The following is a 26,397-nucleotide window of genomic DNA, read 5'->3' as shown; positions in this document are numbered from 1 at the left end:
GGAGGAGCCTGTCATCTGCAGGCCCTCTTTATCTTTTTGGTCCATTGATTAGCAAGTCCATTCAATAGAATGGGGTATTTGAGTATATATTGCAGGAGGCAGACATGAGTTCCATTTATAGAAGTGAAGAAGGCAAGAGCAGCATACTTGAAGAGTATGAGATTTATTTGAACGAGTTGGGTGAGGAATTTACTCGGGAGTATGTAGAGACGCGTTTTGGAAAGACACATGTTTTACTGACGGGTCCTCTAGATGGCAAGCCGCTATTTATTCTCCAAGGCGGTAATTGTGTGAATCCGATGACGTTGTCCTGGTTCTCTTCTTTATTTAAAGAATACCGGATTATTGCTCCTGATACGATTGGTCATCCTGGTTATAGTGAGGAAGCGAGTATCTCGACACGGTTTGATAGTTTGGCATTATGGGTATCGGATCTGCTGGATCACTATGATATCGAAAAGAGTGCATTTATCGGCCCATCGTTTGGAGGAGGCATTATTCTCAGACTGGCTACCTATATTCCGGAACGCATCTCGTGTGCTGTATTGGTTGCTCCTGCGGGTCTTGCGGTCAATTCCAAAATTAAAACAGCTCAGGATATCACGTTGCCACTCGTCAAGTATCGTATGACGTCTTCACCATCTTCTTTGCAAAAAATTACGGACAACATGTCGTGCAACTGCATGAAAGAAATGGATAAAAACATTATCGGCAAACTTTTTAAATACGTCAGCATAGATCAGGATCTGCCCAAGCTTACGGAGCGGGAAGAACTGGTGAATTATACGTCACCAACCTTGTTATTGGTAGGGGAGAAGGATGTCTTTTTCCCAGCGGATAAGTGTATTGAGCGAGCTCAAAAGATTATTACGAATGTAGAAGCCATCAAGTATGATACAGGACATTTTCCTTCACAGGACGTATTGGTTCAGATGAACGAGGAAATCGGGCGTTTTTTACAGAATAATTATTAATAAAAGCTGTTAATGAAGGATGAGAAATGTTTTTCTCCAGTTTAATAAAGTAATTACATCCTTCTGTCGATACTCTATATAAGAGAATGCTTTTCTTCTATAGAATAGTGTGGATAGGGATTAGCAGTAGAACGAAGAAGGCTTGATATCATTAATATTTAAATATTTCGCGTGAAGGTGTTTCAAATTGCATCATTTGGTTTATATGTATAGTTGGCGATGAATTGCTGACTGGTTAAACCAAGTGATGCATTTACGCGGAAAGTCTTCCGATCGACAAGGTTGAAAAGAGGTCTGTTATGAGAAAAGACAATTGTAAAATGACATTGCAGCGCAATGTGATTATAAATGATACATATCAGGTAAGACAGGTATTGGCCAGCAGTGAGTTGGCTATTGTATATGCAGGGCGAGATCGTAATACAGGTGCCAAAATAGCCATTAAGGAATTTTTCCCACAGAGAATGGCTGAACGGCAGGCAGACAAGCGAGGGGTGTTCTGCTCTTCACGAGGATACGGTGGGCAATATCAGGAGTTACTGGCTGCATTTCTGCTCGAAGGTGAACTATTATCGAAACTGGATCATCCCCATATTGTATCGTATATGGATCATTTTGAAGCAAATGGTACGGGGTATCTGGTTATGGAATACTGCACGGGAATCACATTGACCGAGTATTTGAATGAACATAATCATGCTCTTGATGCTGCTTTCATAACGGAGACGCTGCTTCCACTGGTGGATACATTGGATTACATACATAAGCAAGGCATTCTTCACCGGGATGTGAAACCTTCCAACATTATGGTTATGGAGGATGGTACACCCAAACTTCTGGACTTTGGCTCAGCTACCCGTTGGCCTATGCAATCCGGAGAGAAACAGGTGATATTTACATCGGCAGGTTATTCTCCGCTGGAGTTTTATTCGGAGAAATCTAGTCAAGGACCGATGTCGGACATCTATAGTTTGGCAGCTCTGCTCCATTATTGGACATGTGGGCAACCCCCTATGGACGTGAAACAGCGGTTGTTCCAGGATGAATTGCCATCTGTTCGCTCACATAATGAGTATGTGAATCCTTGGCTCGCTCGTGTTATTCATTGGGGGTTGACGGTTCGTTCTGAGAAACGCTGTGCTTCCTTAGCTTGGGTCAGAAGCTCGCTGCGAGTTCAAGCCTGGGTATGGAAAGTGCGCAAGCCAGGTACAGTGGAATGGTCTTTAGCCGAGAATCAACATACGCAGGTCTATGAAGTGGAGCCGAAAAAGCAACATGAGACGGCGTAAGCAGTCATGACCTATGTTGCTAAAGTAGATACGCTTAAATGAAAGCATAACCGTTAAATAGGTGTAAAATAGAAACAAGCCAGTTCTTACCCGTACATATGGGGCGAACTGGCTTGTTTCTATTATATTTTCAGAGAGAACATACATCAGCGTGCTTCATTTCCACGTAGTTAACACGTAGTTTACTGTGGATCTCTCTTTTGTCCTACATAGATATTGGTACTTGGTTTGATGGCTTTGTAACGAATTTCGATCTCCGTAACACCATCCTCAAACGTGATATACAACTTTTCATTGTACTCCATAGCTTCCGTGTGTCTGCGTTTCACTGGCGTTCGGCCTCGGACAACCGTACAATTCGTATCGTGCCGTACCAATAACGTTTCTTTTTTACCCGCTTCCAGCCAGATTCGTCCCGCTTCTAGTACTTTGACCCCGATGTCCATGCGATCAAACAGTTCACTGAGACTTACTTTTCGGCGTTCCAATGAAGTGAGAGGCCAATTGGTCACTGGTATATCCTCGCCGTTCGCTGTCGCTAGAAAGTATCCTTCCAGTCTTCCCCGGAATACGGGTTTTGGCTTCATTACGAACCAATACAGTGCGAAAATACCACCAGCAAGAAGCAGGCCCAATCCTGTATATAGCAGTACCTTTTCACGTAAAGAATGAATTTGCAACGAAATGTCTGTAGTTATACTTGCTCCCTCAGAATCCGTTGCTGTCACCTTGATCGTTGAACTTCCGGTGTGTAGAGAAGACCATCGCAACAGGTTGCCTTCAATGATGGCATCTCCAAGTTTGCGCTCACTTCCACCGTCTGCAAGGACATACGTTAATGGATCATTATTGGCATCCTTAAAGTAGTTGTTCAGGTCGACATCTGTATTGCTGTCATCTTTGGATAACACCATGGATTCGCCGGTGGCTACGGGTGCTTGATTCGTAATGTCTACTTCAACCGGAGTAATTTCCCGATAAAAGTCCGGACCGTCGATTCGTAGTCCCCATGTGTACAAATCCGACTTGGGAAAAGTGTATTTTCCCGTAAATCCGCTACCTGTATTGGTCAAAGGGATACGTTCTGTTTTTCCATCAGATGGAGTTACAATGAGTTCCGCTTCCAGTCCCTTGTACACATCCAAGTCCTTAATGGGTTTAGGGTCCACAGCCTGATCGTAGAGTGATGCCTCAAATGTGATGCTCTTCCCCTTGACGGGCTGCTCCGTTGCCATATTTGCGACCGCAGAGACGTTGTAGTTCCCTAATAGGTTAATCTTCACCAGATCACCGCTACGGCCTTTGAATTTCAGTTTAAACTGTCCTTTGACCGGACGAATGATCTTCATCAGAGCATATTTATCAGACCGTATGAAGCTGACATTGCTCGATTGATAATAGAGCTGAGCTTCCGAGACAGCATGATCAGATAGCATGATAATGTTGGCATCCGCCATGCTGGAGTTAGGAATATCCACGGTTACTTCCTGCATTGCTCCTGTTGCAGTTACAGCCGCTACAGATACAAGAACGGATTGAATCTGATCTGCAAAAATCCGATTGAAGATTTCAGGCAGATCGTCCGCACTTCCGGTGATAAAGGAAGAACCACCCGTTTCTTTGGCGATACGCTCCAGTTCTGCCGGGTTAACGGTACCGTCGCGGTTTAGTCCCACAGTATAGATGGGATAACCAGCTTGTTGTGCCATCTCAATAACTTTGTCCACATCTTTGGAGGAGTCAGCAGGTGTTCTGCTCGTCGATCCTCGCAAATCCGTTTCTCCGTCAGAGAGCAAAATCATAAATGGTTTACGTTTGTCCGTCTGCGATTGTTCGAGCAGGCTAGCCCCTCGGCGTAAGCCAAGTCCGAGATCTGTATATCCCGAACGTTTTAAGCCATCCACACGGCTACGAAGATTATTGCGAGCTCCAGAGGATGAAATCTCCATCAGTGGTACGGATGAAGTGATCTTGTCATTATAAGCTACGAATCCCAATCGGGTCTTAGGTCCACTACTCATATCCATAAACATATGTATAACTTCTTCGGCAATGCGATCTTTGTCGGTCTCATTCATGGAGTAGCTAACATCCAGGACAAACATGGCATCGAGGCCTTCATACGTCTGGGTCTTGACGGATGATTCAGCGTATATGCTCCCCATGTCCCATGCTGGAATTAAAAAGCTGATTACCAAGATAGAAAAAAATGTTTTTTTGAATTTTGTTAATATCATACGATGCTTTGAATCTCCTTTCTGTTTTGGGCACTGCAATTGTTTTTAGAGGTCAAACTGATTTTTGTTGAAAAACTTTTGTTTATACTCGACAAAACCCCGTTATGCGTAGTTTTGATAAGCGAAGAATATTGCAACACCGCATACGTTAAGGCGATTTCCTCTTGATTAGGGGGAAAACTCCACTAGTTTTAAATCATTGAACATCATCCAGATTATAGGATATTCTTTATCATCGGCATGATTCGATGGGAAGTGAAGCGGAAATCGGAAATTAGTTCTATAGGTATATCGAAGTCACAAAAATGAGCTTTTAGACCTATATAGGGTAATATTGACAAAACATATCACTGATGATTAAGATGAATTCCATAAATCTCCAAAGCAAACGGCATAATCTGGTACATAAGTTCCAGTCATATGTTGACAGCTCGTTCTATTGGACTTGTGATCGCCTGAGAAGATGATTCTCTTAGATCATGACCAAAGACTGATAGAGCGTGCGGAGTGTCAAAAATTGATGGAGGGGGGGAAGCATTCGCCCGAATGAACCATCATTAGGGGGATGTTGCCTGAATGGATATTATTAATCAAACGAACCGAACGATGCTTTTCGAAGAGATCAATCCTGAGAAAATGGATTTGATTACGATTGTCGGTGACGTAAAAGGGATCGACAGTCTGAATGATGACAAGATCAAGGAGATCAATGAACACCTGCTTGTACGAAGCTTCGATGAGTTTTTGGACAAGTTTTCTCCCAGTGTGTATTCCTTTTTCAATGCGGTAAACCAGAAAGTCATGTATACGCTCAAAAAGCCCGAAGGGATTCCGGATGAAGCAATCTCTGAGATCAAAATTGATCATAGCAATGACTTCCTGAGAATGCTCTTTACCCTGATCGATACCAAACGTAGTCAGGGGATTACGAATGTAGATTTCAAGTTTGAAAATTTGCTGGATATGATTTCACCGAAAAAGGTTATGGATGACATTCGGCAGGTACGAAAAGAAATTCATTACATGTACGGCCAGCATGAGAAGCTGGATGACGGGGACCCGAAGAAGTTGGATATCGGGGATAAACTTAATGTCATGTTTGAAGATGCTAGCCGGAACTATAACAATGTTATGGCAATGCTGCCACTGGCCATCGAAGATATCAAAACCCGCTTGTTGCTGGGCCGTGCTCAAGAAGAAACTTCTTCCGAAGCGATTCAGGTAGGACAACTCACAATTGGTGAGAGCGGAGAATTGAAAATTATCGAAGCTCCAAAGAGTGATAACAACGAGTTGATGCTCCTGGATGAGTCGACAAGCACAGATTTGACTCAGGTGTTTGCCGAAGATTATGATTCACTCTCCGAGGCACCTTCACCGTATGTACAGGATCTGGTCGTTCGTACATTCTGCCCACTGCCTGCAGTTCAGACGGATGTTGATACGGCAGTTGAAGTACAGAATTACAATACATACCTGGAATTTTACAAGAACGCCAAGGATGACTTTGTAAAAACCGTAAAACCGCTGGTAGAGAAAATTTTGGGTGTCAAAATGTTCTTTGATCAATATGCGACCAAAAACAAAGGCATGCTTCCTTCCATGCTGATTGCCAATGCCAAGCTGGATATGCTTGTTAAGAGCAGTAATATTCCGCGGCTGGAGACCTATCTCAACACAGTCAATGCGAAGAATGATTTTACCGACACTATTTGGTTCGGAATTGTTCCTTCCGTTGAACTGGAGAATACGGGACAAGTTCAAGTCAGTCGAGCCCGTTTCCGTGGTAACGAGAAAGTGGTTAAACAAGACGGAAACAGTATGGAATCCCTGTCCATGCTTCTGCAAGTCGTTAAAGACTACAAAGTACAAGTATTCTTTAGCTTTGAATCTGGAGAAGAGACTACATTCAGCAGCATGGCTACTGCGGGCATCGATAAATATATTGATAAATGCGCGGTATTAACTCGCAAAGACTACAGCGAATTCGCCATTCCAAGTGCTCCGAATTTCACCATCATTCCGAAAGAGAAATCGGGTGTCGTTATCGACAGTCGTATGCTCCAGACGGAGAATGGTGTGGAGCTTTCCAAGGAGAAAGAAGACATTCTGAAGCTGTGGATTGAAGGTGTGTATGTCGGTGCGTCTTATGTATCTGCCGGAATTGTGGCTGCATATCAGTGCCCCGAGTATCTACGAGGCGCATTCAAAACCGTGAACCGGGATTATCCAGGTGTGCGTTTTGATATTGAGGCAGGCGATAACAGTCTGCGTGTAGTGACTACGATGACCAAAGAAATTTCCGGATTCACGAACACCATCAAGGATTCGATTAACCGCAAAAACTTTGGATTTATTTTCTCATCGGAGAATGCCCAAATCCAGGATAGCGACATCAAGCGGATCACGGTATACAAAGCGAGAAGCATGGCGATGTCCGAAGATGGTTTTGATTCCTTGTATAAGACACTCGTAAGTACTTACATTGAGCGCTTGCTCCGTTTCCAGACGGGTGATTTCAAGCATGAAAATATCGTCAAATTCTTCAGCAACAATCCGAGCAGTCAGAAGAGCCGGTGGCTGGGAACCCGAGGGTCGATCAATTCGATCATTCAAGAAGGTGACGACATGAGCTTTATCATCGATGAGAAGAGCAATATGTGCCACATTGACCTGGTATTCAACGGCAACGTGAAGAACCTGGAGGTCATGATTACTAAAGGCACCAGCGCGATGAAGGTGTAAGAAACTGGAGTGGGTACAAGTTTTAGAAATGTCTATAATTCTTCAAACAACGAATTATAGACATTGATTTTGGTGTTAGAGGCGGCCTTTATTGGCTGACCTTATACATATATTTCGGTACCTCTCCTCAAATGGAGAGCATGCCGGGCACATTGTTTTCTAATCTTAAGGAGGTTTTTATTAATGGGTTTTGTATTGAAAGTAGAAGGCGCAGAAACAATCGAATTGGGAATGGATAATATCCGCACAGTAGTGTATGACACAGATACACCGGATGATTCCAACGCTAGATCCACAGATGTAGGTGCAACACTTCGCATCAGTGGCAAAATTATTACAGCAACAGACGGTGACAATGCGGATGACACGATGAAACTTGCTCTGTGGTCACTCGTTCCAGCTGAAAAAGCAGATTGCTACCGTAAAGTGACCCTTGAAGTGGTTGCGGCGGATCAAGTGGTACGCAAAATTTACATGCCTAACGCGTTCGTTGTGGATTACACAGAACGTTTCGGAGATACCGAAGGCGTAGGTGAATTCAGCCTGTTCATCAAACAGAAAAAAGACAAAACGGAATTCACTAAAATTGAAGGCGGCTTCCCTGTATAAAGGGAGAAGCTGATGTTCCGGGTCAGTTATGGCTGGCCCAGAATAATTCTGTCAAGTTAAGGGGCCTTGGTGCCCCTTAATCTTTATTTACGCCCGAATACGGCAGGGAGGCAGGTACGAATACCATGAATGATTATTATGCCGTGCTTGGTGTGGAACGTGAAGCTTCTCCGGAGCAGATCAAGAAGGCTTATCGTCAATTGGCAAAGAAATTTCACCCGGATGTTAATGGGGGAGATGCGCAGGCAGAAATGCGTTTCAAGCAAGTCCATGAGGCCTACAGTACACTCGGAAATCCCGAGTTAAGGGCTGCATACAATCAACAACCTCGATCTACAGGGAACCCAGGAGGGGCAAATGGAGCAACATCCAGTACTGCACGAGAAAAGAGTGGACAAGCCCAAAATGGACCTATGAATACCGAGAAGGTATGGTCTGATCCATCACGAATGCAGGAACAATTTGAACAATTTTTTGGCTATCGCCCCAAAGGCAAGGACAGCTCAAACAGTGGCAAAGCCGATCCCAACAAAGGAATGGATATGTCCGCCATGTTTGACCGATATTTCGGAGTTCGAAAAAAGTAAGCCGGTGGCCTGTAATGGATCGTGCCGGTTCAGGCGGAGGTTATGGAAGTGAAACGAGGAAGGTCGGTAATGACGATAGGTGTTGACGCATGCGTCGCCATGATTTCGTTAGCCGTGCTGTATTACATATTCATCATTAACCGGGACATGAGTGCCCAGTGGATAACTGGAATTATTGTGGTCCTCTCCGGGGGAGCATACTTGTTTTTTAAATACTTACCTGCCAGCAAGAGGGAAAAGAAGAAGTTGTCTTCACGTGTTGTGAAACTCGTACTGTTGGACGATGACGGTACAAGTGTGAAGGAATGGTACATTCAGGGTGAGACAAGTGTATTGATCGGAAAAAGTTCGAAGAACAGTGAGGCGGACATTGATTTGTCCGATACTCCATATGCTTCCCTCATCAGTCCGCAACATGCTGTGCTGAACAAAGCCTCGGGCCAATGGTTTATCGAGGATATTGACTCCGCCAGCGGCGTGGGCGTACGTAAGGGAAATCAAAGCAGATCATCCAAATTGGAAATCGAAGAACCCAGCCTGATTGAGGCAGGAGACTTAATTTATATTGCCAATACCCGAATTTTGGTGAAATAACGTTGGCATACCATCATACAAGCTTACGGGGGAATGAAAAGAAATGAGTCTGACAAGATGTGGAAACGGACATATGTTCAGCACGAGACGGCACGGAAACACCTGTCCATATTGTAATCTGGCCGTCGAGTCACCGCCTTCCGGCAATAGTGAAGCAGGGGGAGCAATCCCACGCGCGCCTCGCACGGCAGAGGATGACAGAACGATGCCATACCTGGGAGAAACGACAGGAATTGAACCGGTAACGGGATGGATGGTGTGTATCGAAGGTCCACAGATGGGCCAGGATTATCGGATTATGGCTGAAAAGAACTTTATTGGACGTTCGGAAGAGATGCATGTTCGAATCCTTGGGGATAACACGATTTCAAGGCGCAATCATGCGGTGATTGTATATGATCCCAAAAAACGGAATTTCTATTTGCTGCCCGGCGATGCTTCCGGCCTTGCCTACCATAACAACGAAGCGGTCTATTCTCCGGTGGAACTGGCTGCCTACGACGTCATTCAATTGGGACGCAGTAAATTTATTTTCATCCCATTATGTGGTGTGCATTTTGAATGGGAGCAACAGTGAATACCTTCATGATCTTGTGGAACGACAAGGAGCTAACGCCTTATTGGGTTCTGGCAGCAGGCTGTTTGTCGATCTGGTTGTTGTTATTCGTCCGAAGCCGGATTCCGGTAAGGCAACGTGACGATAGGCCGGTTGGCGTTCAGATCGGGAATGGACAGACCATTGGTGCTCGCAGTGAACAGGATGATTATTTTGCCTGTGCCGTGGAGCCTTATGGTGTGCTTGCGGTACTTGCCGATGGAATTAGCGGATTATCTGGTGGGAAAGTAGCCAGTACCACTGCGGTAGAAACATTTATCCGTGAGTTTGAAGAGTTGGAGCGGTTTCCTGATCCGGAAGAGTTTTGGGATGCTTCTTCCCATGCAGCAAACCAGGCGATTCTTCGTAACTTGCTTGGCGTTCCGGGTGGAACAACGTTGGTATCGGCCATGATCAAGGGCAGAGAGTTATATTGGGGCGCGGTAGGAGACAGTATTTTGGCCGTATTTCGTAAAGGAGAGCTGCTTGCTATCAATCATAAACATACACTGGAAACCCAACTGGAAGAACAGTATATGTCTGGAGAAATATCGGAGCAGGAGGCGTTGGATAATCCGCAGCGCAAAAGGCTGGTCAACTATTTGGGGTACGACCATTTTAAACAAATGGAAATCGCGGACGAGCCGTTTGCACTGCAGCCGGCGGACAAGATTGTGTTATGCAGTGACGGGGTATACAACTCTCTTACTGAGATGGAACTGGAAACTATACTTGCGAAAGACATGTCGCCATTTGATGCAGCTCAGACCATCATTGATTTGATTGAAGAAAAACAGCTCGTGCATCAGGATAATGCCACGATTATCATTTTGGAGCAAGGATGGTAACGGATCAGGCAACGCACAGGGAAGGGAAATGGGGAGACGGATGAGGAAGGAGAACAGTGAATTCAAGACGGCTTTTGTCTCGGAAGCGGGATCTTTCCTGAAAAATCGGGATTTCTACGGCTGCGTTGAGCTGGAAGATTGGGCCTGTTATGTCATTGCAGATGGCCTGGATACAGATACGGAAGTGAATAGCGCACAGATCACAGTGCAGACCATTCTGGAATCCTTTTTGGAAAAGCCAACCATGTCCAAACGCAGACTAACGGAGTATATCAAGATTGCCCATGAATGGTTGCAGTATGAAAGCCGCCGAGTCAGGCTCAAAGCGGGATTCGTCATTGTTGTGACAGATTATACACGTATGGTGTGGGCATCTGCCGGACACAGCCGGTTGTATCATTTTCGTGGAAATCGGCTTGCACTAAAAAGCAAAGATCATAGCGTTGCTGCTCAGTTGGCAGCCGAAGGCCAGATTGCAGAAGATCGTGTGGATCAGCATGATGAACGCGGCAATCTGAACGAATACGCGGGCAAACCTGGCATGATCAGACCGTATGTATCGGATAAGATCAAGCTGGCCGATGGCGATGTGCTTGTGCTCTGCACCCCTGGATTATGGGAAGGGGTTCAGGATGCCGAGATGATCGATGCGGTTGAAGGCGCCAATGACCCGCAGACACTGGCGGATACGCTTGAAGAAGTAATGCTTAGCAAGCAACGTGCCCGTATCGAGAATTATAGTGCGGCAACCATATATGTGAACAAGATTTTTCATGAAGAGCCCAAGAACCGTAAGAAATGGATTAAGCGGATTGCCATCATGCTGGTCATGCTCCTGATTTTTGGTGGAGCCGGCATATTCTACGCTGTAAAAAGTGCAGCCAAAAAAGCTGAATTGGTCGTAGATATGCTGCAATATGAACAGACCGCAGACCAGTACGTCAAGGAACAAGAGTATACCAAGGCGGTCTCGGACTACAGCCTTGCACGCAATAATTCCATCAAAATCAAGGACCCGATACATAAAAAGCTATTGACCGCGAAGATGGCTGCTGCTCAGACGCTGGTTGATGGGGAAGCTCACCTGAAAGAAGGCGACATTACCAAAGCAACCGCGAGTTACACCAAAGCATTGGAATTATCTGAATCCTATACCATGTTCAACCGGGAAGTTATTCAGGAGCGACTGGAGCAGATGACCACTTTCCAGCAAGTGCAAGACTGGATCACCGAGGGCGATCTGAAACTCCAGAACGGAGATTACAGTGGAGCAATCATTTTGTATAAACGGGCCAGAACGGCCGCTACGGAGACAGCTTACAAAGATGCGTTGAAGGAGATTGCTACGCAACTGGAGACGGCCGAGACCAAACGTGCAGATATCAAGCGACAATCCCGGCAGCTTCAGGCAGATACGCTGGAACAGAAGGGTGACCGCTTCAATGAAGCCGGAGACTACAGCGGAGCCATGGATGCCTATGCTTCGGCACAGGGAATTTATCAAGAGATCGATATGCTGGAACGCGTGCTGGCCATGGAGCGGAAAATAAACAAACTGGATGAGAAATTAAACCCACCGGTACCGGCGGCTGATCTTACGCAGGATACGGCAGGATCAGACTCACCAAATACCTCGGGCATAACCTCGGATATGACCGGGAGTACAGGAAGTGTGAATACAGGCAATACAGTAGGGAACGGTTCTTCCACTGCTAATGGCACCTCGGCTGGAAATGGCAATGCGGATGCTTCCGGCTCAGGTACTTCTCCTGGAAAAACGACAAGTAATGCTGGCAGCAATTCTGCCTCCAAGGCTGACGGAAGCACCGATACCACGGAGGCTGACGTGAACGAACAGGAATCATCGGAAGGAGGAGATTCATGATGAAAGACATGATTCGTGACCGTCTTAACAAGATGGAGGATCTCGAACAACGCCGCATGCTCAAAGATCTCATGACAGGCGTTTTTCTTAATCTTGTGGAGTATCAGGAGACGCTGAACAAACAGATTGAGCAACGGGTTTTTGATGAGGTGTTGCCGCAGGAGGAACGTCATGATGTATATGTCACATTATGTGCGCGGGAAGATCTGGATCCCATTCATGAATTTCTGTACCCGATCATTCCTGAGGATGCTGAATCACAGTCCGTCTATTTGAGTGAGGCTTCAGAGGCATTGGCGCGTCAGGAAGAGATGAAATTATTCACGTTCTACATGGAATGTGGGCAACAGGAACTCCAATCTCTACTGAACAGTAATCGGACATTTCGCGGGGAGATAGTAACCAGTGGAGGCAGGCATGCCATAACGGTTCGGTTGAAATCAAGTGCAGCGTATATCTCCAAAGTTGAAGAATTGTACCGGGTCTTTCGTAAGAACAGTCTGCTATGGAAATCGATCAATGCACCCTATGTGTTCAAATTCATTGATTGTGTTCTGGTCAGTTCGGACGATGGAGAAGCATGGGACAAACAACATGCTGTCAAGGAACTTTCCATCCATCTCGAAGAGTTTGAGTCTTATAAAAGAACCAATATGATTCCGCTGTGGAACATTCAGAAGCTGGATATGAAAACGGGTGGATTCCCTGTTCCGGCTTCGGACCGAATCAATTATGAACATGTGTTGCCACTCCGCAAAACCGGAACGGAACACGGATATCTGGTGGATGGAGACGAATCGCATATTCGGTATATCAAAAGATCGGAAGAAGATATCACCATCGTATCACCACTGGAAAAATCCGATTCATGGACGGTGCTGAAAATAGCGGGTCCCGTCGCAACCCGCATTGGCAGGATGGACTATCCGCTGTTTTCCAATAACAAGCGGGAAGGGTTTGCCGGTAAATATGCTCGCCAGGAAGGACGTTCTGTACGATCCAAAGGAGAGATTTCCCGCATGGTTCACGCTTTTCAGGCAGCAGAGGGGTTGGAACTGGAAGATGTGCAAGTGGTGGCGCCAGGACCCGCTTTGGGCATTACGTATCCACTTAATGCATTTGTTAGCGATCATGTCCGTGTTGAAACAGATAAACATCGAATGATTTTAAGGTTCAGCAGACACGGAAAGCAGCCGGGACAGGCCATTTTTCTGGATGATCTGCTGAGCTTTCTGGTATCCGAAATCCAGCTGGCTTTCCCGGAATACTGCTGCGAAGGGGAATGGGTGTGAGTACAGCATGAATTACATCTGGGATCTGATTATTCGGGCCAAGCGTAATGGAACCGATCTGCGCGACGTAACCTTTGTGCCAGCACGTGTATATTCGCCTTACATGGAACTTAGCCAGACAAACCTGAATGCTTCAGGCGTGGAAGGCACGGTTGAAGTCAATCCGTATTATCGCTTTTTTGATATTTTCCGGGACCTCTTCGATATCAATAATGAAGAGCAGGTGGAGTTGCGGGAAGCGCTCTTTGATCTGGTTATTCATTTTCTGGCGGATATGGATTTGATGCAGGGGATGAACAAGAGGGAGTATTATATTCGCTTCATTCTGAAGGATATGCATTCGGGTGTATACGGGGATCGGGTTCGGCGGCGACTGGAGCTGTTCGGACAGGAGGAGCAGGAAGTGATCGCCTGCAATATGCTCCGTTTGTATGATACGGGAGAGGCGGTTCATCTGCTGAGGGATACCCTTGTTCGAATGTTCCCGCGTTCAACCCTATATGCCAATTGTGAAGAAAAGGATGAATTGCTTTTGTATATTGGTCAGGTAGAGCGTACGGAAGCGAAGGAGAAGCTGGAACTGATTCTTGAACTCTTTCTGCCGGTTCGTTTCGACACGGAAATATACTGGAGGCATCATTTTGGCATTCTGGATGTGGATTATACGATGATACAGGACGGGATTGCCCTATATTAAGCAGCACCAGCAGTTGTAAGGAGGAAGTATAGATGAACGGCTATTCATACCGATTGTATCCTGATGCCACGAGCAGGGAACGTTCCAGAGGAACCATGCGTTATACGCGTGAAGAATTGATGGACATGACCACGTTCCAATTACGGAACATTTGCTACAAGGAACGGTTAATCGAGGGATTGGGCCCTCGGACGGAGCGGGAAGAACTGATTCGGATTATTTTAAAATTTCTGGGAGCGGACGATATATTGTGGATCAATCAGTCTGTTGAAGGTGGATTCGAGCGGATACAAAAGGCTATTTCTCGTCATATGACGGCGCCTATGAGCAGTGATGGAGGCATTAGTGTACCTGCGCGACTGATTCTGTACGAAGGATTGAACGTGGACAAGCTGGATCGATATGTGGTTACGGCACCGGGGGGACTAACCGAATCCAACGTACTTTTAGTCAATGAAAGCATGGAGCTGTGCGGCATCTTCAACCTGGTTAAGGACGACTCCGTATCGGGAACCTTTTATTTGACCGCAGGAAGTGGGGCGACCTGGAAGAGATCTGGAAACAGACAGTATAGTCTTCTCTTTTTCCGTAAACGCGACTCGGAGTACCTATATCAGACCTATTATTCCAGCAGACCGCTTCCACCGGTTCATATTCAATATACTCAAATCCCACTGGCAGATCTGGACATCCGGGAGCTTGAACCGACAGAAGCAGTGCTTGCAATTGATTTTGGCACCTCCAATACGACGGCAGGCGCCTATTTGCATAACGGTTATATTCAGGCGCCGAGCAGCCAGGATTTGCTGAATGGGCGAGTCCGTATGGATGCCATCAACTACGTTTCTTTTCCCGATCCTACATACAAAGATACGGATTGGATCGAGGTCTTGCCTACGGCCATTGGGGTGGCGGAGTGTTCGGATCCAGCGAACATTCGTTACGAGTTCGGCTATGAAGCGCTGCGAAGTATGCGTCGGGGAGGATACAGTAGCCGGGCGAGTGTCTTCCGCAGCATGAAGCGATGGGTGAACAATTACAACAAAATGGAAGAAATCGTCGATGTTCATGGCAATGCGGCCATCGTTTCTCGTATGGATCTGCTGCGTGCGTACATGAATTACATCATCCGAACGGCAGAGCATCAGTTCAAGTGCAAGTTTCGCCATGTGCATTTTACCAGTCCCGTGAAGATGAAAACACAGTTTTTGCAGATGTTCGGCGAGATGCTTCCGGATTATCGGATTGAGCAGACGTATGCGCTGGATGAGGGAATGGCTGTACTCTATAACACCCTTGCTGACGGGATGGAACGTGGTGCTTTCATGGAAGGGCAGACGTATCATGCGCTCGTGATTGATTGTGGCGGTGGAACGACGGATTTATCTTCCTGTGCCTTTACGATCGAGGATGGACATATGGCGTACAAGCTCGATATTCATACTACCTACGAAAATGGGGATACGAACTTCGGAGGTCACAACATTACCTATCGTATTATGCAATTCATGAAAATTGTATTCGCCGACTACTATAGCGGACGCCGTCAGGTGACGGATATTGATAGCCTGATTGAGGCACCTGGTGCGGATGTGTTCCGTCAGGTGGACGAAGAGGGTGTGAAGTCCGTTTATCAGAAGCTGGAGCAGCGATATGATGAGGCAGAACACATCATCCCTACCGCGTTTGCGCGCCGAGAGAATCGTTCTCGGGACGAGTATTTGCGGGTAAGAGGCAACTTCTACTTTCTGTGGGAAATCGCAGAAGAGATGAAGCAGCAATTTTTCCGCAAAACCGGCATATTGCGTAACCGATTCCACTCGGAGATGGAGGACGACGGGGACAGTGATCTGCAAATAACGACCATGGAGCGTTGGTTCCTCTCGGTAGAACGGAATGGGGAGTTGAAGGATGAATATGAGTTCCCCGATGTGGTGTTCAATATCAAGGAAATTACCCAGCTGATTAAGGCCGATATCTATGAGGTGGTTCGCAAGTTTTTGGATGATTTCTATCATCAAGGGCGGATGAACCAGTACTCGATTATCAAGTTGACAGGTCAGTCCTGCCGCATTGATGTATTTCGGGAAGCACTGAAGGAGTTCGTTCCAGGCAGAAGCATTGAGTTTCGGCAAAAACCTGCGGAAGGGCGTGTGCCTGATCTTAAACTTGCCTGCCTTCGAGGGGCAATTCGTTATCTGAGTGCCCGCAAAACAGGAAGCGTTCAAGCTGACATCACGCATGATGCCGCTGTAATTCCGTATACCGTAAGTGCCTACACGCATAATGGACGTGAAAAAATGCTGATCAGCAGTCTGGATCGGAGTGATGGCATTCCAGGTAGCATTTCCCGTCCATTCGAGACGGCAGAAGTGGAGTTGTATCTTAGCGGAAGCGATGGCCAGCTGAGACAAAAATTCGTATATGCGAACCGCCCGGAATTCTATAAAGAGGTGCTCTACGAAGACATTCGAGATCGATATGGAGATAAAATTCCGCAGGATGATACGGATTCCATCGTGAATGGAGAGACGAAGTTTTTTGTGTTTCCGGATGATCGTCATTGGGGCTTCCATGTGTTGCCTGTAGCTCGCAGAAATGAACGGCTGTATCTGGGATCGCAGAAGCTGCTTCCGTTTGAAACAGACTTGTCGGAACTGGACTTCTTTGACGGAATGAAGTGAGGACCACGGGCAGAAAGGGGGAACACCGCTCATGTTCACATATTCGTATCCGCATTTTAACAAGGGAAGAATTCTGAAAACATCCATGTTGGAGGGACTACGTGATTTCCCCAGAGACTTCATCGAACTGTACTATCGCGGTTATGCAGATGGCATTCTTGCAGGTGCAGAGGTAGAAGTTTTCCCGGACAGATTGTTCGTCGCCTCTGGGATGGTGTTGCATAAAGGAAGGATTTATATGCTGACAGAGCCTATGGAACTGGCATACCAAGCTACGGGACGGGTCAATGTGCTGAAGCTTCGGTTTACCGCGGAGGAGACCATGAGTGACATGACGATAAGCCACTCGGAACTGCTCTTGGATGAAGAGGCAACGTGCACATCGAGTGAGTTGGAGCTGGCTCGATTCAAGCTGAAGGAAGGGGCCCGGCTGCGGCGTGACTACCAGACCTTTGCCGACTTGGCAACGGAGTTCAACACCCTGCATGTCATTCATGTCCCTTATGCAGCCGAGGGGGCAAGCACCTTATCTCCTGTTGTCATGAAGGATTATGCCGAGAGGTTGCTTCGAACGGGGACCTCTGATCCCCAGGATCTGGTCTTCGCCATGATGTGTCTCAATGAAGGAACGGTTGCGCGTAGCGTCATTTTGCATCACATTGCTAGTCGATTAGGGCTGGAGTACAGAGAATATGATAATGCGCAGATTCATCGATATCTGGATCGCATACTGGCGAATGCAGGTCGGGGAACGGGACGTTCGGGTATGCCGGTGGGTGGACCACATCGTATGATTGTGGATTGAAATTTTCAAGTGAATGGGAGGATGGAATTCGTTTATGGAACATATGGATCGCAAAATCATCCCGATGTTATATGGCAAAACATTGAACGGTGAACCTCATCAGGGAACAGAGACTAGAGATGTTGAAGCCTCTCCTGAATCAAGAGAAGTAAAACCATTCGAGCCAATAACCATGATACGCCTTGAACAGGAAACGATACATCTGAGAAGAACGGAGCTATACGAGGGCAAGGTTACGGTGTCTCTTCCCCGCACATTTCGTTTGGTGACAGAAAGAGAAGCTCAGTTAAAATATCCGTCGTCCCATCGTCCTGAATGGATCTATACCAATGATTCGGGAACGATCAACTTTACGTTCAAGACATTGGATCATCGTCTTGCTCCGGAAGAGCTGAATTCCTTTACGGAATCGATGGCTGATGTGATTCGTGCAACTCAACCTGTACGAGAATGGAAAAAACACGGCGTTCGAGTGACGGATGCCGGTCTTTCCACGGGTTACTGCCAGTTCGTTGTTCAGGGATTGAATGATCAAATTTATAACCATATGGTGTTCACCATTTTAGATCAGAAAGTCCTTGTTTATGGTTTTAACTGTACGGACGATGAGAAGAGAAATTGGATGGAACCCGGTGGTACACTTCTGGATACACTCATTGTCGAAATGAATTAGAGAGGAGCTGAGTCCATGAGCCTGACGTATGAAAATCTGATTATTGAACCTTATGAGCTAGTACATCTGCAAGAATTGACAATCCGCAAAAAGATGAATGAGCACACCCGTCTTGTTTTCAAAGGCATGGTATCCGAGGAATGGAAAGATCGTTATGTGGATGTTACGGATAAGAATACCCCGATTGAAGTGTGGCAAAAGGACGAGGAAGGGAACAAAAGTCCGCTATTCAAAGGCATTCCTTTATCTGTAGAAGTACAGGTTGTGAGGGGCGTATATACGCTCCAGGTTGAAGCAATCTCACATACATACCTGATGGATGTCAAGAAGCGAACCCGTACGTTTCAAAACATCCAGATGACGCTCCCTGAATTGTTAAAGGAGCTGGATCAGGATTATCCGGGACTGGACGTGATCGATGAGGGGACCGGGGGAGCCAAGATTGGCAAGGTTGCCGTGCAATACCAGGAAACAGACTGGGCATTTCTCAGAAGACTGGCTTCCCGATTTCATACGAGTCTGATGCCTGCGGCTCAATTCGACAGTCCCAAATTTTATTTCGGCGTATATGAGCATGGTAACTCGATCGAACTGGACAATACGCGTTATACCGTCCACAAAAACATGACTCCGTTCATGTACTTCACAGAGAACGAGACTGTAAATGTGAATGAAAGTGACTTCATTGTATACGAAGTGGAGACAGATCAAGTTATGGAACTGGGACACCATATCTCATTCCGTGGCAGAAGTCTGTATCTTACGGAAGCCTATACGGAACTAGCCGGAGGTATTCTAAAGCATAAATATGTGCTGAGTCTTCACAAAGGATTGCGGCAAAAGACGTACTACAATCCGCTGATTGCTGGAAGCTCATTAATGGGGCGTGTTATCGGTGTACATGGTGGACAGGTTCAGGTGCATCTTGATTGTGATGATAAACAAGGGACGGAAGATGCACTGTGGCTGTTGTATCAATCTCCGTATATTGCAGAGGGAGAGACCGGCTGGTATGTCATGCCCGAAATTGGTGACCCGATAGCTGTATATTTCCCAACGATGTATGAAGAAGATGCTTACGCCACAGGTGCTCCACGACTGGATAACAAGTCGACATCCACCAACAAGCTGAACAATCCAGATCATAAAATTTTTCGCACTCCTCATGGGAAAGAGATACGTCTTACTCCAGACGCTGTAATCATTAGCGGCAAAGAAGGAGAGGTCTATATTCGACTTAGTGGAAATGAAGGTATTCATATTGCAGGTAGTCAGCAAGTAAGTATGTCAGCAGGAGGGAGCATTTCGCTAAAAGCAGGAAAGAAAATTACATTATCTGCTGGATCAGAACTTCTTCTTGAAGGAGGAGGAGGGAAAATAAGGCTGGATGGTCAGGCTCAAATGAGCGGGACAGAAGTGAAATCTAATTAACGTTGGAAGGAGGAAAGTCAGTGAGCCGGAAGGAATCACTACTGCACTTTTATACGAATCAAGTGGAGCCTGAACGAATCAGGCTGATGGCTGACCTTCAATATACATTAAATAGCCAATCCCCAATGTTGACTACGGAGTTCCTAAGTTATTTCGAAGAATTAACTAGTAAAGTAAGGCACAGTCAACAGATTGGTGCCAAAGGGAATGTTGCTTACATCCAATATTCTTTGTTGCGGACAGAAGTCGCTACGGGAGCGATGCATTATCTTGCCGAAGCCAGTGATATGTCATGGCTTCTCGACAGAGAGCCTATACAGGCAATATATGATGCCCAGTGGGCCTTTGATTGTTTGGAACGGATGCTTGATCGTTTGAAGAAGACACTTCCTGATTATCAGGGGATGATCTCGATGGTTGAACTGGATCGAATACGACTTCAAGAGGTAACTTTGGTTCACCGCTATGTTATTTATTTTATTCGTCAATGTTTCCATCAGCTCCTTGATTCCCAACTGATATCGGATATGCAGGTGGAGCCCGAATTTGAGGTTCGTGTAGGGGAGTATTTGGATACCAGTGAATGTGTGTATCGACTTGACCAACGAGAACGGAACCTGGAAGACATCGGCAGGGAGCTTGAAGAGGGTGATGGTTTGGGTGGGATGTATGCGGACTATCACGATCTGGACATGGAAGAGATGATATGCAGTGATCTAGACTTCCGGTATAGCAGGTTTAATGACATCAGATTAAAATCAACAGATTTTGAACGTTGTGTCTTGGTAGGCACACGTTGGCATAACTGTGATATGAGAGATACCAATTTTGCTGACAGTCTACTATACGGTGCTGACTTCAATGGATGTTCACTGGAGAGGGCTATCTTCAGGGGCATTTCTGGGGAAGAAGGGCATCCTGATGGTCGAATACAGGGTCCTGGGTACTCAGGTATCAACTTCGAGAATGCCAACTTAACCGGAGCAGATTTCAGGGGAGCGCGACTCCGTGGAGCTATATTTCGTAGAGCAAACCTAACCAACGTGTTATGGGATGGGGCAGATCTGGAAGATGCGATATTTGAGGAGTCGGTGAAGGAGGAATCGCCATGCGATACTTTAGGCTGATGCAGGATACCAGATGGACAAATCGTGTAGAGACAGAAGCGGTTGGTGAGGTACAGCGTCGAGAGTGGAATGCTTCTTTTCAGGAGGGGAGTGGTAATCACACCGCAATTAACCTTTCAATCAAAAGCAGACCTAATGTAGATTACACCGATTATTTGGAGCGCCCTGTACCTCTGGTATCGGATCGAATGCTGGAAGTATTTACGTTGTACCATCCCGGCTTAATTCGCAGGGCGGCAGTGTTGACGGACAAAGCACGTATGTCCCAGGAGACCTATTGGGCTATTTATCCAACGGTAATGGATGTGCTCTCTCCCCAAACGGAACGTCATCTGGATGGAAGTCTGAAACAGATTGTTCTGGATCGAGGTAAGGCTGAACTTCCTTTGTTTCAATTAAAGGAACCTCGTGAATCTGTCATCATCGTTAATCTAGCTTTGGCAGAGAGTCTGCTGCGTCGGGATTTTTCCGGGATTCAGCTGGTCCGTCTGGAGCAGGAACAGACAATATAGAGAGGAGAGAGGCGAAATGACACAAGGTAATCAAGAGAGTGAGATCAGTCTTCAACCTGCTACAGGAGATTCCAAGAGTTATGTGGTTGCCGGAGCGATTCTGCATTGCAGTTGTGGTACACAGCGTACCCGATTGAAGATCCCATTTAGTCATGGCGTTTACATCAAAGGCAAGGCTCAGTTGACGATTGAAGATTATGTACCTGGAGTCCATATTGGATCATTTGGAAATTGCTCCAATATGGAGAATCCGGCTGTATCCAACAGTATGATGGTGGATATCTATGGGGTGAAGAAAGCACCGTGTGTACCTGTATTGACTATGCCTTGGCTACATGGCAAAGGAGATGCCAAGGTGGAAGGGAAAGCTGCTCTACTTGGTCACTGTACGCATAAGTGTCTGTATGGTGGAGATATCGTCATCGAGGATGACGGACAGCAGCTGGATTTTTGAGATGAACGAATCCATGAAAAAGGTACAGGAACGCATCGGATACGAACAACTCCGTTTATATTGGCCGTATAAAGTGCAATGGCTGGAAGAAATCCGAATTACCCGACAGATTAATGAGCATGCGAAGTTATATATTAGCGGCGTTATACCGGAGGAAGATGGACCAGGCATCCTTCATGTCCAGGCTGAAGGAGAACCGATTGTACTAAGACAGCTAGATCAAATGGGGAAATCTGTAAGGCGTCTGTTTCATGGCGTGATGACTTCATTAACTGTACATTTGGTTGGTGGCATATACAGGTTCGAGCTAGAGGCCATATCGAATACATATCAGATGGACATTGAAATATCCGAGCGAGCATTCCAGAACAGGGCGATGTCCTATGGCGAATTAGTTAAATACGTGATGAAGGCGTATACCTACTCGGATGTAATTGATAATGTCACAGAGAATACCCAATTGGGAGAACTTGTTTTACAATATAGAGAAACCGACTGGATGTTTCTGAGACGTTTGGCTTCCCGGTTTGGTACCGTACTGGTGCCTGAAGTGACAGCGGCTTCACCGAAATTGTTCTTCGGGTTGCCCATGGGCAAGTTGTGGAAATGGCCTCTGGATCGTCCATATCATGTCAAGAAAGAAATGGGCCATCTGAATTGGCATGGGGATGAACAGCATCGGTATATGATGCAGGATCCCAAAGGTACACAGGGGGCGCTCATCTATACGATGGAGTGTTATGAAACCTATGCTTTGGGTGATAAAGTCGAACTGCCTGACGGGAAAGAATTAACGGTAACTCAAGCGGAATCCCGATTGGAATCCGGGTTGCTCATGACTACATATCGTATGATGTTGGAAGACCATATTCGGGTTCCACGATCCGATCTTCTGGATCTCATTGGCCTCTCCTTATACGGTGAAGTAATCCGCATTATTGGTGATCGTGTACAGATGGAACTGTATATCGAAGATGGTCCGATTAAAGCAGAATCTTCCTGTCCATATCCTTTATCGACATCTTACGTCGCCGAAGGTCACAGCGGACTCTACCTGATGCCAGAAATTGGTGACACGGTGGAACTGTACATTCCTGGAACTCGCGAGTCCAAGGCTTATATTCGTCATGCAGTGCCCGAAAGCAAGCGTTCGGTTTCCGGTGGAACGCAACACAAACTGTGGGGCCATCCTGACGGACCATCTATTGGTATGTCATCGGATGAGGTGACCGTACAGGCTGGAGCTGGATTAGTCATCACACTGAATGACCAAGGTGTAATGATGCAGAGTGCAGGTAACATCTCGATTCAGGGTGGCAGTCTATCACTTAAAGCAGGTCAGATTAAAGCAACCGCCCCTGAAGCAATTTGGCTTCTTGGCGGAGGAAGCAGCTTTATATTGGATGGACAAGCTGATGTTCGTGCTGGACTGCTTCAACAGGAAGGCAGCCATAAGGCACCGGTCGTGGTAGCTGATTTGCCGCCAGAGCCGGAGCCGCCCCTTATTCCGCTTGAACAATATGAGGCAGCTCAAGCAGCAGCTGCAGCCGAAGCAGCTGCTATGCAGCCTTCCGTGGTTAACATGAAGGAGGTCTCCCTGTTTGGTGTAGCGGTCGCCATGGCGGGCATGATTCCCGTTTTGGGTATGCTTGGAGGTGCACCAGCCATTGCGGCACAGGCCGTTGTCGTTGGCGCTGCAGCAATCGGCTTGATCGGGAACATCCCAAGTGCAGGATCCTTTAAGCCTTCGGCCCTACAACTTCTGAATCATCTGAATGGTGATTTCGTGGGCAAGATGCAGCAAGAAGAGGCTTATAAGCACCAATTATTTGGTAAAGTTGTCTCAGCAGCACGAGAGTTAAGCACAGCTACTTCCTTTATGGATTTTGTGAAGAAACTGCATCAGCAGGAAAAGGAAATTAGCCAGATGTATTATCAGATTCCAGGCAATACGAGGGAGCATTGGGCTCATCAACAGGTTGACCAAGAGTTGAAGGAAGCACTCGTGTATTATGGGGATGTGAAGCAGAATGACATTAAATATGAACTCTTTTTTGGCCCTTATCATAACGGCATTGCTCGAGATATCGGAAGAATAGACATCACCGCCGAGGAAATGGGTGACTATAATTACTGGCAGAAACAGAATCTGACGGTCGAACAGAAGAAGTATCTTGCCCGGCGAATTATGGCTCCCATGAGCGAAGAAGAATTATCTACCCTGATGGGTGAATTCGAGCAACACGAGATGACTATGAAAGGATTGGACGGGGAGTTCAATGGATTTACGGGCAGAGTAAGCACGAAAAAGGGTTCTTCAGGTGTACCCGAACCCTCAGACCATCCAGGAACAACAGGTTCTCCAAGTGCTGCTTCTAAAGGAACAACGACGACAGACAAACCGGCTACAAGTAAAACAAAGACATTTGTGAAAAAGTCAAAAGATGTGATGGTTAAAGCCGTCAGCGATTATTATAAAGCGAACCAGGTCATCCGGTTTCAGCCTTGGGGCAACTTGGGAAAAAACAAGCCCAAAGAGTCGGGGACTGCCGGGGAAGTGGGTTCTGGAGGGAAAACAAGCTCGAACGCTGGGAATAAGTCAAGCGACGGGGCAGGAACAAGTTCCTCCAGCAATGGCAAGAAACCGAATCAGACCCCGAGCAGCAGTAAGAAGTCTTCATCGTCAGGTGAAACGGATGCTACTGCATCGAGTCCAGGTATAGGGAAGAAGTCTGGCGACGGTGAAGGCACAAACTCACCAAGCAGTGGCAAGAAAACGGGTCAGACACCGAATACTAGTAAGAAGTCCAAATCATCGGGTGAAACGGATGCTACTGCATCGAGTCCAGGTACAGGGAAGAAGCCTGGCGATGGTGAAGGAACAGAATCATCAGGTAGTGGCAAGATAGAGGATCCAACTCCGAATACCAGTAAGAAGACCCAAACATCCGGAGAACCGGATACTGCAGGATCAAATACAGGTACAGGGAAAAAGTCGAGCGAGGGTGAAGGAACAAGCTCATCTAGCGCTAACAAGAAAGATAATCAGATTCCCAACAGTCATAATCAGTGGAAACAAGATTCATCGAAGAAAAAAGGAAAAGATGATAAAAAGAAAAAAGAGGAGGAAAAACGTAAAAGGGAAGAGGAAGAAAGACAAGAAAGTGAATCAGAGGCTGAGGGGACGGGACAAGCTGTTATACCGCCACCAATAGTCTATGAAACAGTTAAGTATGGAGATCATTTTACAAGAAAGAATAGAAAAAAAGTTTTAAAACCAAATATAGAATACACATCACCAGATGGTTATAATTATCGTACGGACAGTCAAGGGCGTATTATTGAATGTGAAGGAGCACTTGTACTTGGTAAAGGAGACCGTAGTGAATATGCCCAGAGGACGGTAGGAAAAGGGCAAGGTAGGTTACCTGATGACGATGGTGGACACTTGATAGGGGCACAGTTTAAAGGACCAAAGGATATCGATAACTTAGTGCCACAGAATAGCCAAATTAATCGAAGTGGCGGAAAATGGTATGAAATGGAAACTGAATGGGCGAATGCTCTGAATGAAGTACCACCTAAAAAAGTTACTGTGAAAATTGAACCAGTCTATTCAGGAAGTTCAATGAGACCACATTCATTCGAAGTAACTTACCAAATAGGGAAGAAAAAAGAAGTTACTATTACAATACAGAATCAACCGGGAGGTTAGTAGAATGGAACAGCAGATGAATGATTTATATAGAGAGATAGCAGAAACAATAAATGAATTGATACCTGAAGATTGGGAAAATTTTTATTTTAATGGCGAGGTAGAAAATGGAGAAGGGGGTGTTTTCTTTTTCTTCAAACCAATAAATAAACATGATTATGTTTATTGCCGAGATATTTTGAAGAATTACAATATTAATTCAGAAATATATAAAAAAACTATGAGAAAGTTGTTGAAAGTTACCAATGATCTAAAAAATATATTTATAGAAGATGGACAAGAGCCTTGGTTTTCAATAACCATGAAACTTACATCTGAAGGAAAATTAAATATAATATACGACTATACAAAATGGGGAGAATCCAATTTTGGCCCTTCAGACAGGTTAGAATATTGGGAAAGTAAATATCTGAATAATATTCCACAAGAAGAGAATGACAGAATAAAGATCGAAAAAATGAAGCAGTTTGAAGAAGCGAATTAAATGCCATTTTTCTTTGGTAGGACTACCCAGTGCCGATTACATCCATCATTCGACCAATAACACAACTAACCCATGTAATACCCGTATAAAGATTTCATCATTTCGGTTGTACGCAAATCAATTGCTTTAATTTTATAATTTAAATAACGCTATTCCTATA

Annotated in this window: 21 protein-coding genes; 20 read left to right on the top strand and 1 reads right to left on the bottom strand. The window is 45.9% G+C overall.

Annotated features, from left to right (window positions below):
• The first annotated feature begins 104 nt into the window (after positions 1 to 104).
• Together MKY01_RS22970 and MKY01_RS22965 are read left to right on the top strand one after the other, a co-directional pair.
• Complete coding sequence (locus MKY01_RS22970) at positions 105 to 974, top strand: alpha/beta hydrolase (protein ID WP_036615225.1); 870 nt, start codon at positions 105 to 107, stop codon at positions 972 to 974.
• Between the two features lie 299 nt (positions 975 to 1,273).
• The gene (locus tag MKY01_RS22965; protein ID WP_339283630.1) at positions 1,274 to 2,263 is read left to right on the top strand and encodes a serine/threonine-protein kinase; all 990 of its coding nucleotides are present in this window, start codon (positions 1,274 to 1,276) and stop codon (positions 2,261 to 2,263) included.
• A gap of 182 nt (positions 2,264 to 2,445) precedes the next feature.
• Here the strand turns inward: MKY01_RS22965 and MKY01_RS22960 are convergent, their stop codons facing one another.
• Positions 2,446 to 4,500 (bottom strand): vWA domain-containing protein, encoded by a 2,055-nt coding sequence (locus MKY01_RS22960; protein ID WP_100528543.1) that lies wholly within the window; start codon positions 4,498 to 4,500, stop codon positions 2,446 to 2,448.
• 576 nt (positions 4,501 to 5,076) lie between these two features.
• On the opposite strand from MKY01_RS22960, the gene MKY01_RS22955 reads away from it, so the two are divergent.
• The 18 genes from MKY01_RS22955 (at position 5,077) to MKY01_RS22870 (ending at position 26,237) form a co-directional block, all read left to right on the top strand.
• Positions 5,077 to 7,245: a transcriptional regulator gene (locus MKY01_RS22955; protein WP_091013787.1), complete on the top strand. Its 2,169-nt coding sequence runs from the start codon at positions 5,077 to 5,079 to the stop codon at positions 7,243 to 7,245.
• Between the two features lie 183 nt (positions 7,246 to 7,428).
• Entirely contained in the window at positions 7,429 to 7,854 is a 426-nt protein-coding gene (locus tag MKY01_RS22950) for a hypothetical protein (RefSeq protein WP_056695746.1), read from the top strand.
• Positions 7,855 to 7,979: 125 nt separating this feature from the next.
• Positions 7,980 to 8,441 (top strand): J domain-containing protein, encoded by a 462-nt coding sequence (locus MKY01_RS22945; protein ID WP_100528544.1) that lies wholly within the window; start codon positions 7,980 to 7,982, stop codon positions 8,439 to 8,441.
• Between the two features lie 69 nt (positions 8,442 to 8,510).
• Positions 8,511 to 9,035, top strand: coding sequence for an FHA domain-containing protein (locus tag MKY01_RS22940; RefSeq protein WP_336762132.1), 525 nt, complete (start codon positions 8,511 to 8,513; stop codon positions 9,033 to 9,035).
• 43 nt (positions 9,036 to 9,078) lie between these two features.
• Positions 9,079 to 9,612: an FHA domain-containing protein gene (locus MKY01_RS22935; RefSeq protein WP_091013796.1), complete on the top strand. Its 534-nt coding sequence runs from the start codon at positions 9,079 to 9,081 to the stop codon at positions 9,610 to 9,612.
• Positions 9,597 to 10,478 carry a protein phosphatase 2C domain-containing protein gene (locus MKY01_RS22930; protein WP_228469530.1) on the top strand — a complete coding sequence of 294 codons (882 nt, stop codon included), beginning with the start codon at positions 9,597 to 9,599 and terminating at the stop codon, positions 10,476 to 10,478. Before MKY01_RS22935 ends, MKY01_RS22930 begins: the two co-directional genes overlap by 16 nt.
• Before the next feature lie 40 nt (positions 10,479 to 10,518).
• Positions 10,519 to 12,363, top strand: a complete 1,845-nt coding sequence (locus MKY01_RS22925) for a SpoIIE family protein phosphatase (protein ID WP_164783143.1) — start codon at positions 10,519 to 10,521, stop codon at positions 12,361 to 12,363.
• Entirely contained in the window at positions 12,363 to 13,655 is a 1,293-nt protein-coding gene (locus MKY01_RS22920) for a normocyte-binding protein (RefSeq protein ID WP_339287242.1), read from the top strand. Before MKY01_RS22925 ends, MKY01_RS22920 begins: the two co-directional genes overlap by 1 nt.
• 7 nt (positions 13,656 to 13,662) lie before the next feature.
• Positions 13,663 to 14,352 (top strand): iron-dependent peroxidase, encoded by a 690-nt coding sequence (locus MKY01_RS22915; protein WP_127545047.1) that lies wholly within the window; start codon positions 13,663 to 13,665, stop codon positions 14,350 to 14,352.
• 32 nt (positions 14,353 to 14,384) lie between these two features.
• Positions 14,385 to 17,036 (top strand): molecular chaperone, encoded by a 2,652-nt coding sequence (locus MKY01_RS22910; RefSeq protein ID WP_127545050.1) that lies wholly within the window; start codon positions 14,385 to 14,387, stop codon positions 17,034 to 17,036.
• A gap of 31 nt (positions 17,037 to 17,067) precedes the next feature.
• The gene (locus tag MKY01_RS22905; protein WP_127545053.1) at positions 17,068 to 17,841 is read left to right on the top strand and encodes a DNA and RNA helicase; all 774 of its coding nucleotides are present in this window, start codon (positions 17,068 to 17,070) and stop codon (positions 17,839 to 17,841) included.
• Between the two features lie 34 nt (positions 17,842 to 17,875).
• Positions 17,876 to 18,514 carry a hypothetical protein gene (locus MKY01_RS22900; protein WP_253502185.1) on the top strand — a complete coding sequence of 213 codons (639 nt, stop codon included), beginning with the start codon at positions 17,876 to 17,878 and terminating at the stop codon, positions 18,512 to 18,514.
• 15 nt (positions 18,515 to 18,529) lie between these two features.
• Positions 18,530 to 19,945, top strand: a complete 1,416-nt coding sequence (locus tag MKY01_RS22895; protein ID WP_253502183.1) for a hypothetical protein — start codon at positions 18,530 to 18,532, stop codon at positions 19,943 to 19,945.
• A gap of 20 nt (positions 19,946 to 19,965) precedes the next feature.
• Positions 19,966 to 21,072, top strand: a complete 1,107-nt coding sequence (locus tag MKY01_RS22890) for a pentapeptide repeat-containing protein (RefSeq protein ID WP_221824338.1) — start codon at positions 19,966 to 19,968, stop codon at positions 21,070 to 21,072.
• Positions 21,054 to 21,584, top strand: coding sequence for a hypothetical protein (locus MKY01_RS22885; RefSeq protein WP_221824336.1), 531 nt, complete (start codon positions 21,054 to 21,056; stop codon positions 21,582 to 21,584). Before MKY01_RS22890 ends, MKY01_RS22885 begins: the two co-directional genes overlap by 19 nt.
• A gap of 16 nt (positions 21,585 to 21,600) precedes the next feature.
• On the top strand, positions 21,601 to 22,038 hold the full coding sequence (locus MKY01_RS22880; RefSeq protein WP_221824334.1) for a DUF4280 domain-containing protein: 438 nt from the start codon (positions 21,601 to 21,603) through the stop codon (positions 22,036 to 22,038).
• Entirely contained in the window at positions 22,013 to 25,753 is a 3,741-nt protein-coding gene (locus MKY01_RS22875; RefSeq protein ID WP_339283621.1) for a DNA/RNA non-specific endonuclease, read from the top strand. Before MKY01_RS22880 ends, MKY01_RS22875 begins: the two co-directional genes overlap by 26 nt.
• Before the next feature lie 4 nt (positions 25,754 to 25,757).
• Positions 25,758 to 26,237 carry an immunity protein YezG family protein gene (locus MKY01_RS22870; RefSeq protein ID WP_154897029.1) on the top strand — a complete coding sequence of 160 codons (480 nt, stop codon included), beginning with the start codon at positions 25,758 to 25,760 and terminating at the stop codon, positions 26,235 to 26,237.
• Positions 26,238 to 26,397: the final 160 nt, after the last annotated feature.

It is taken from the genome of Paenibacillus sp. FSL R5-0486 (genome assembly GCF_037975155.1).
In the GTDB taxonomy this organism is placed as follows: Bacteria; Bacillota; Bacilli; order Paenibacillales; family Paenibacillaceae; genus Paenibacillus; species Paenibacillus amylolyticus.
The sequence above is the reverse complement of the archived record's forward strand: the minus strand, read 5'-3'. Positions and strand labels throughout refer to the sequence as shown.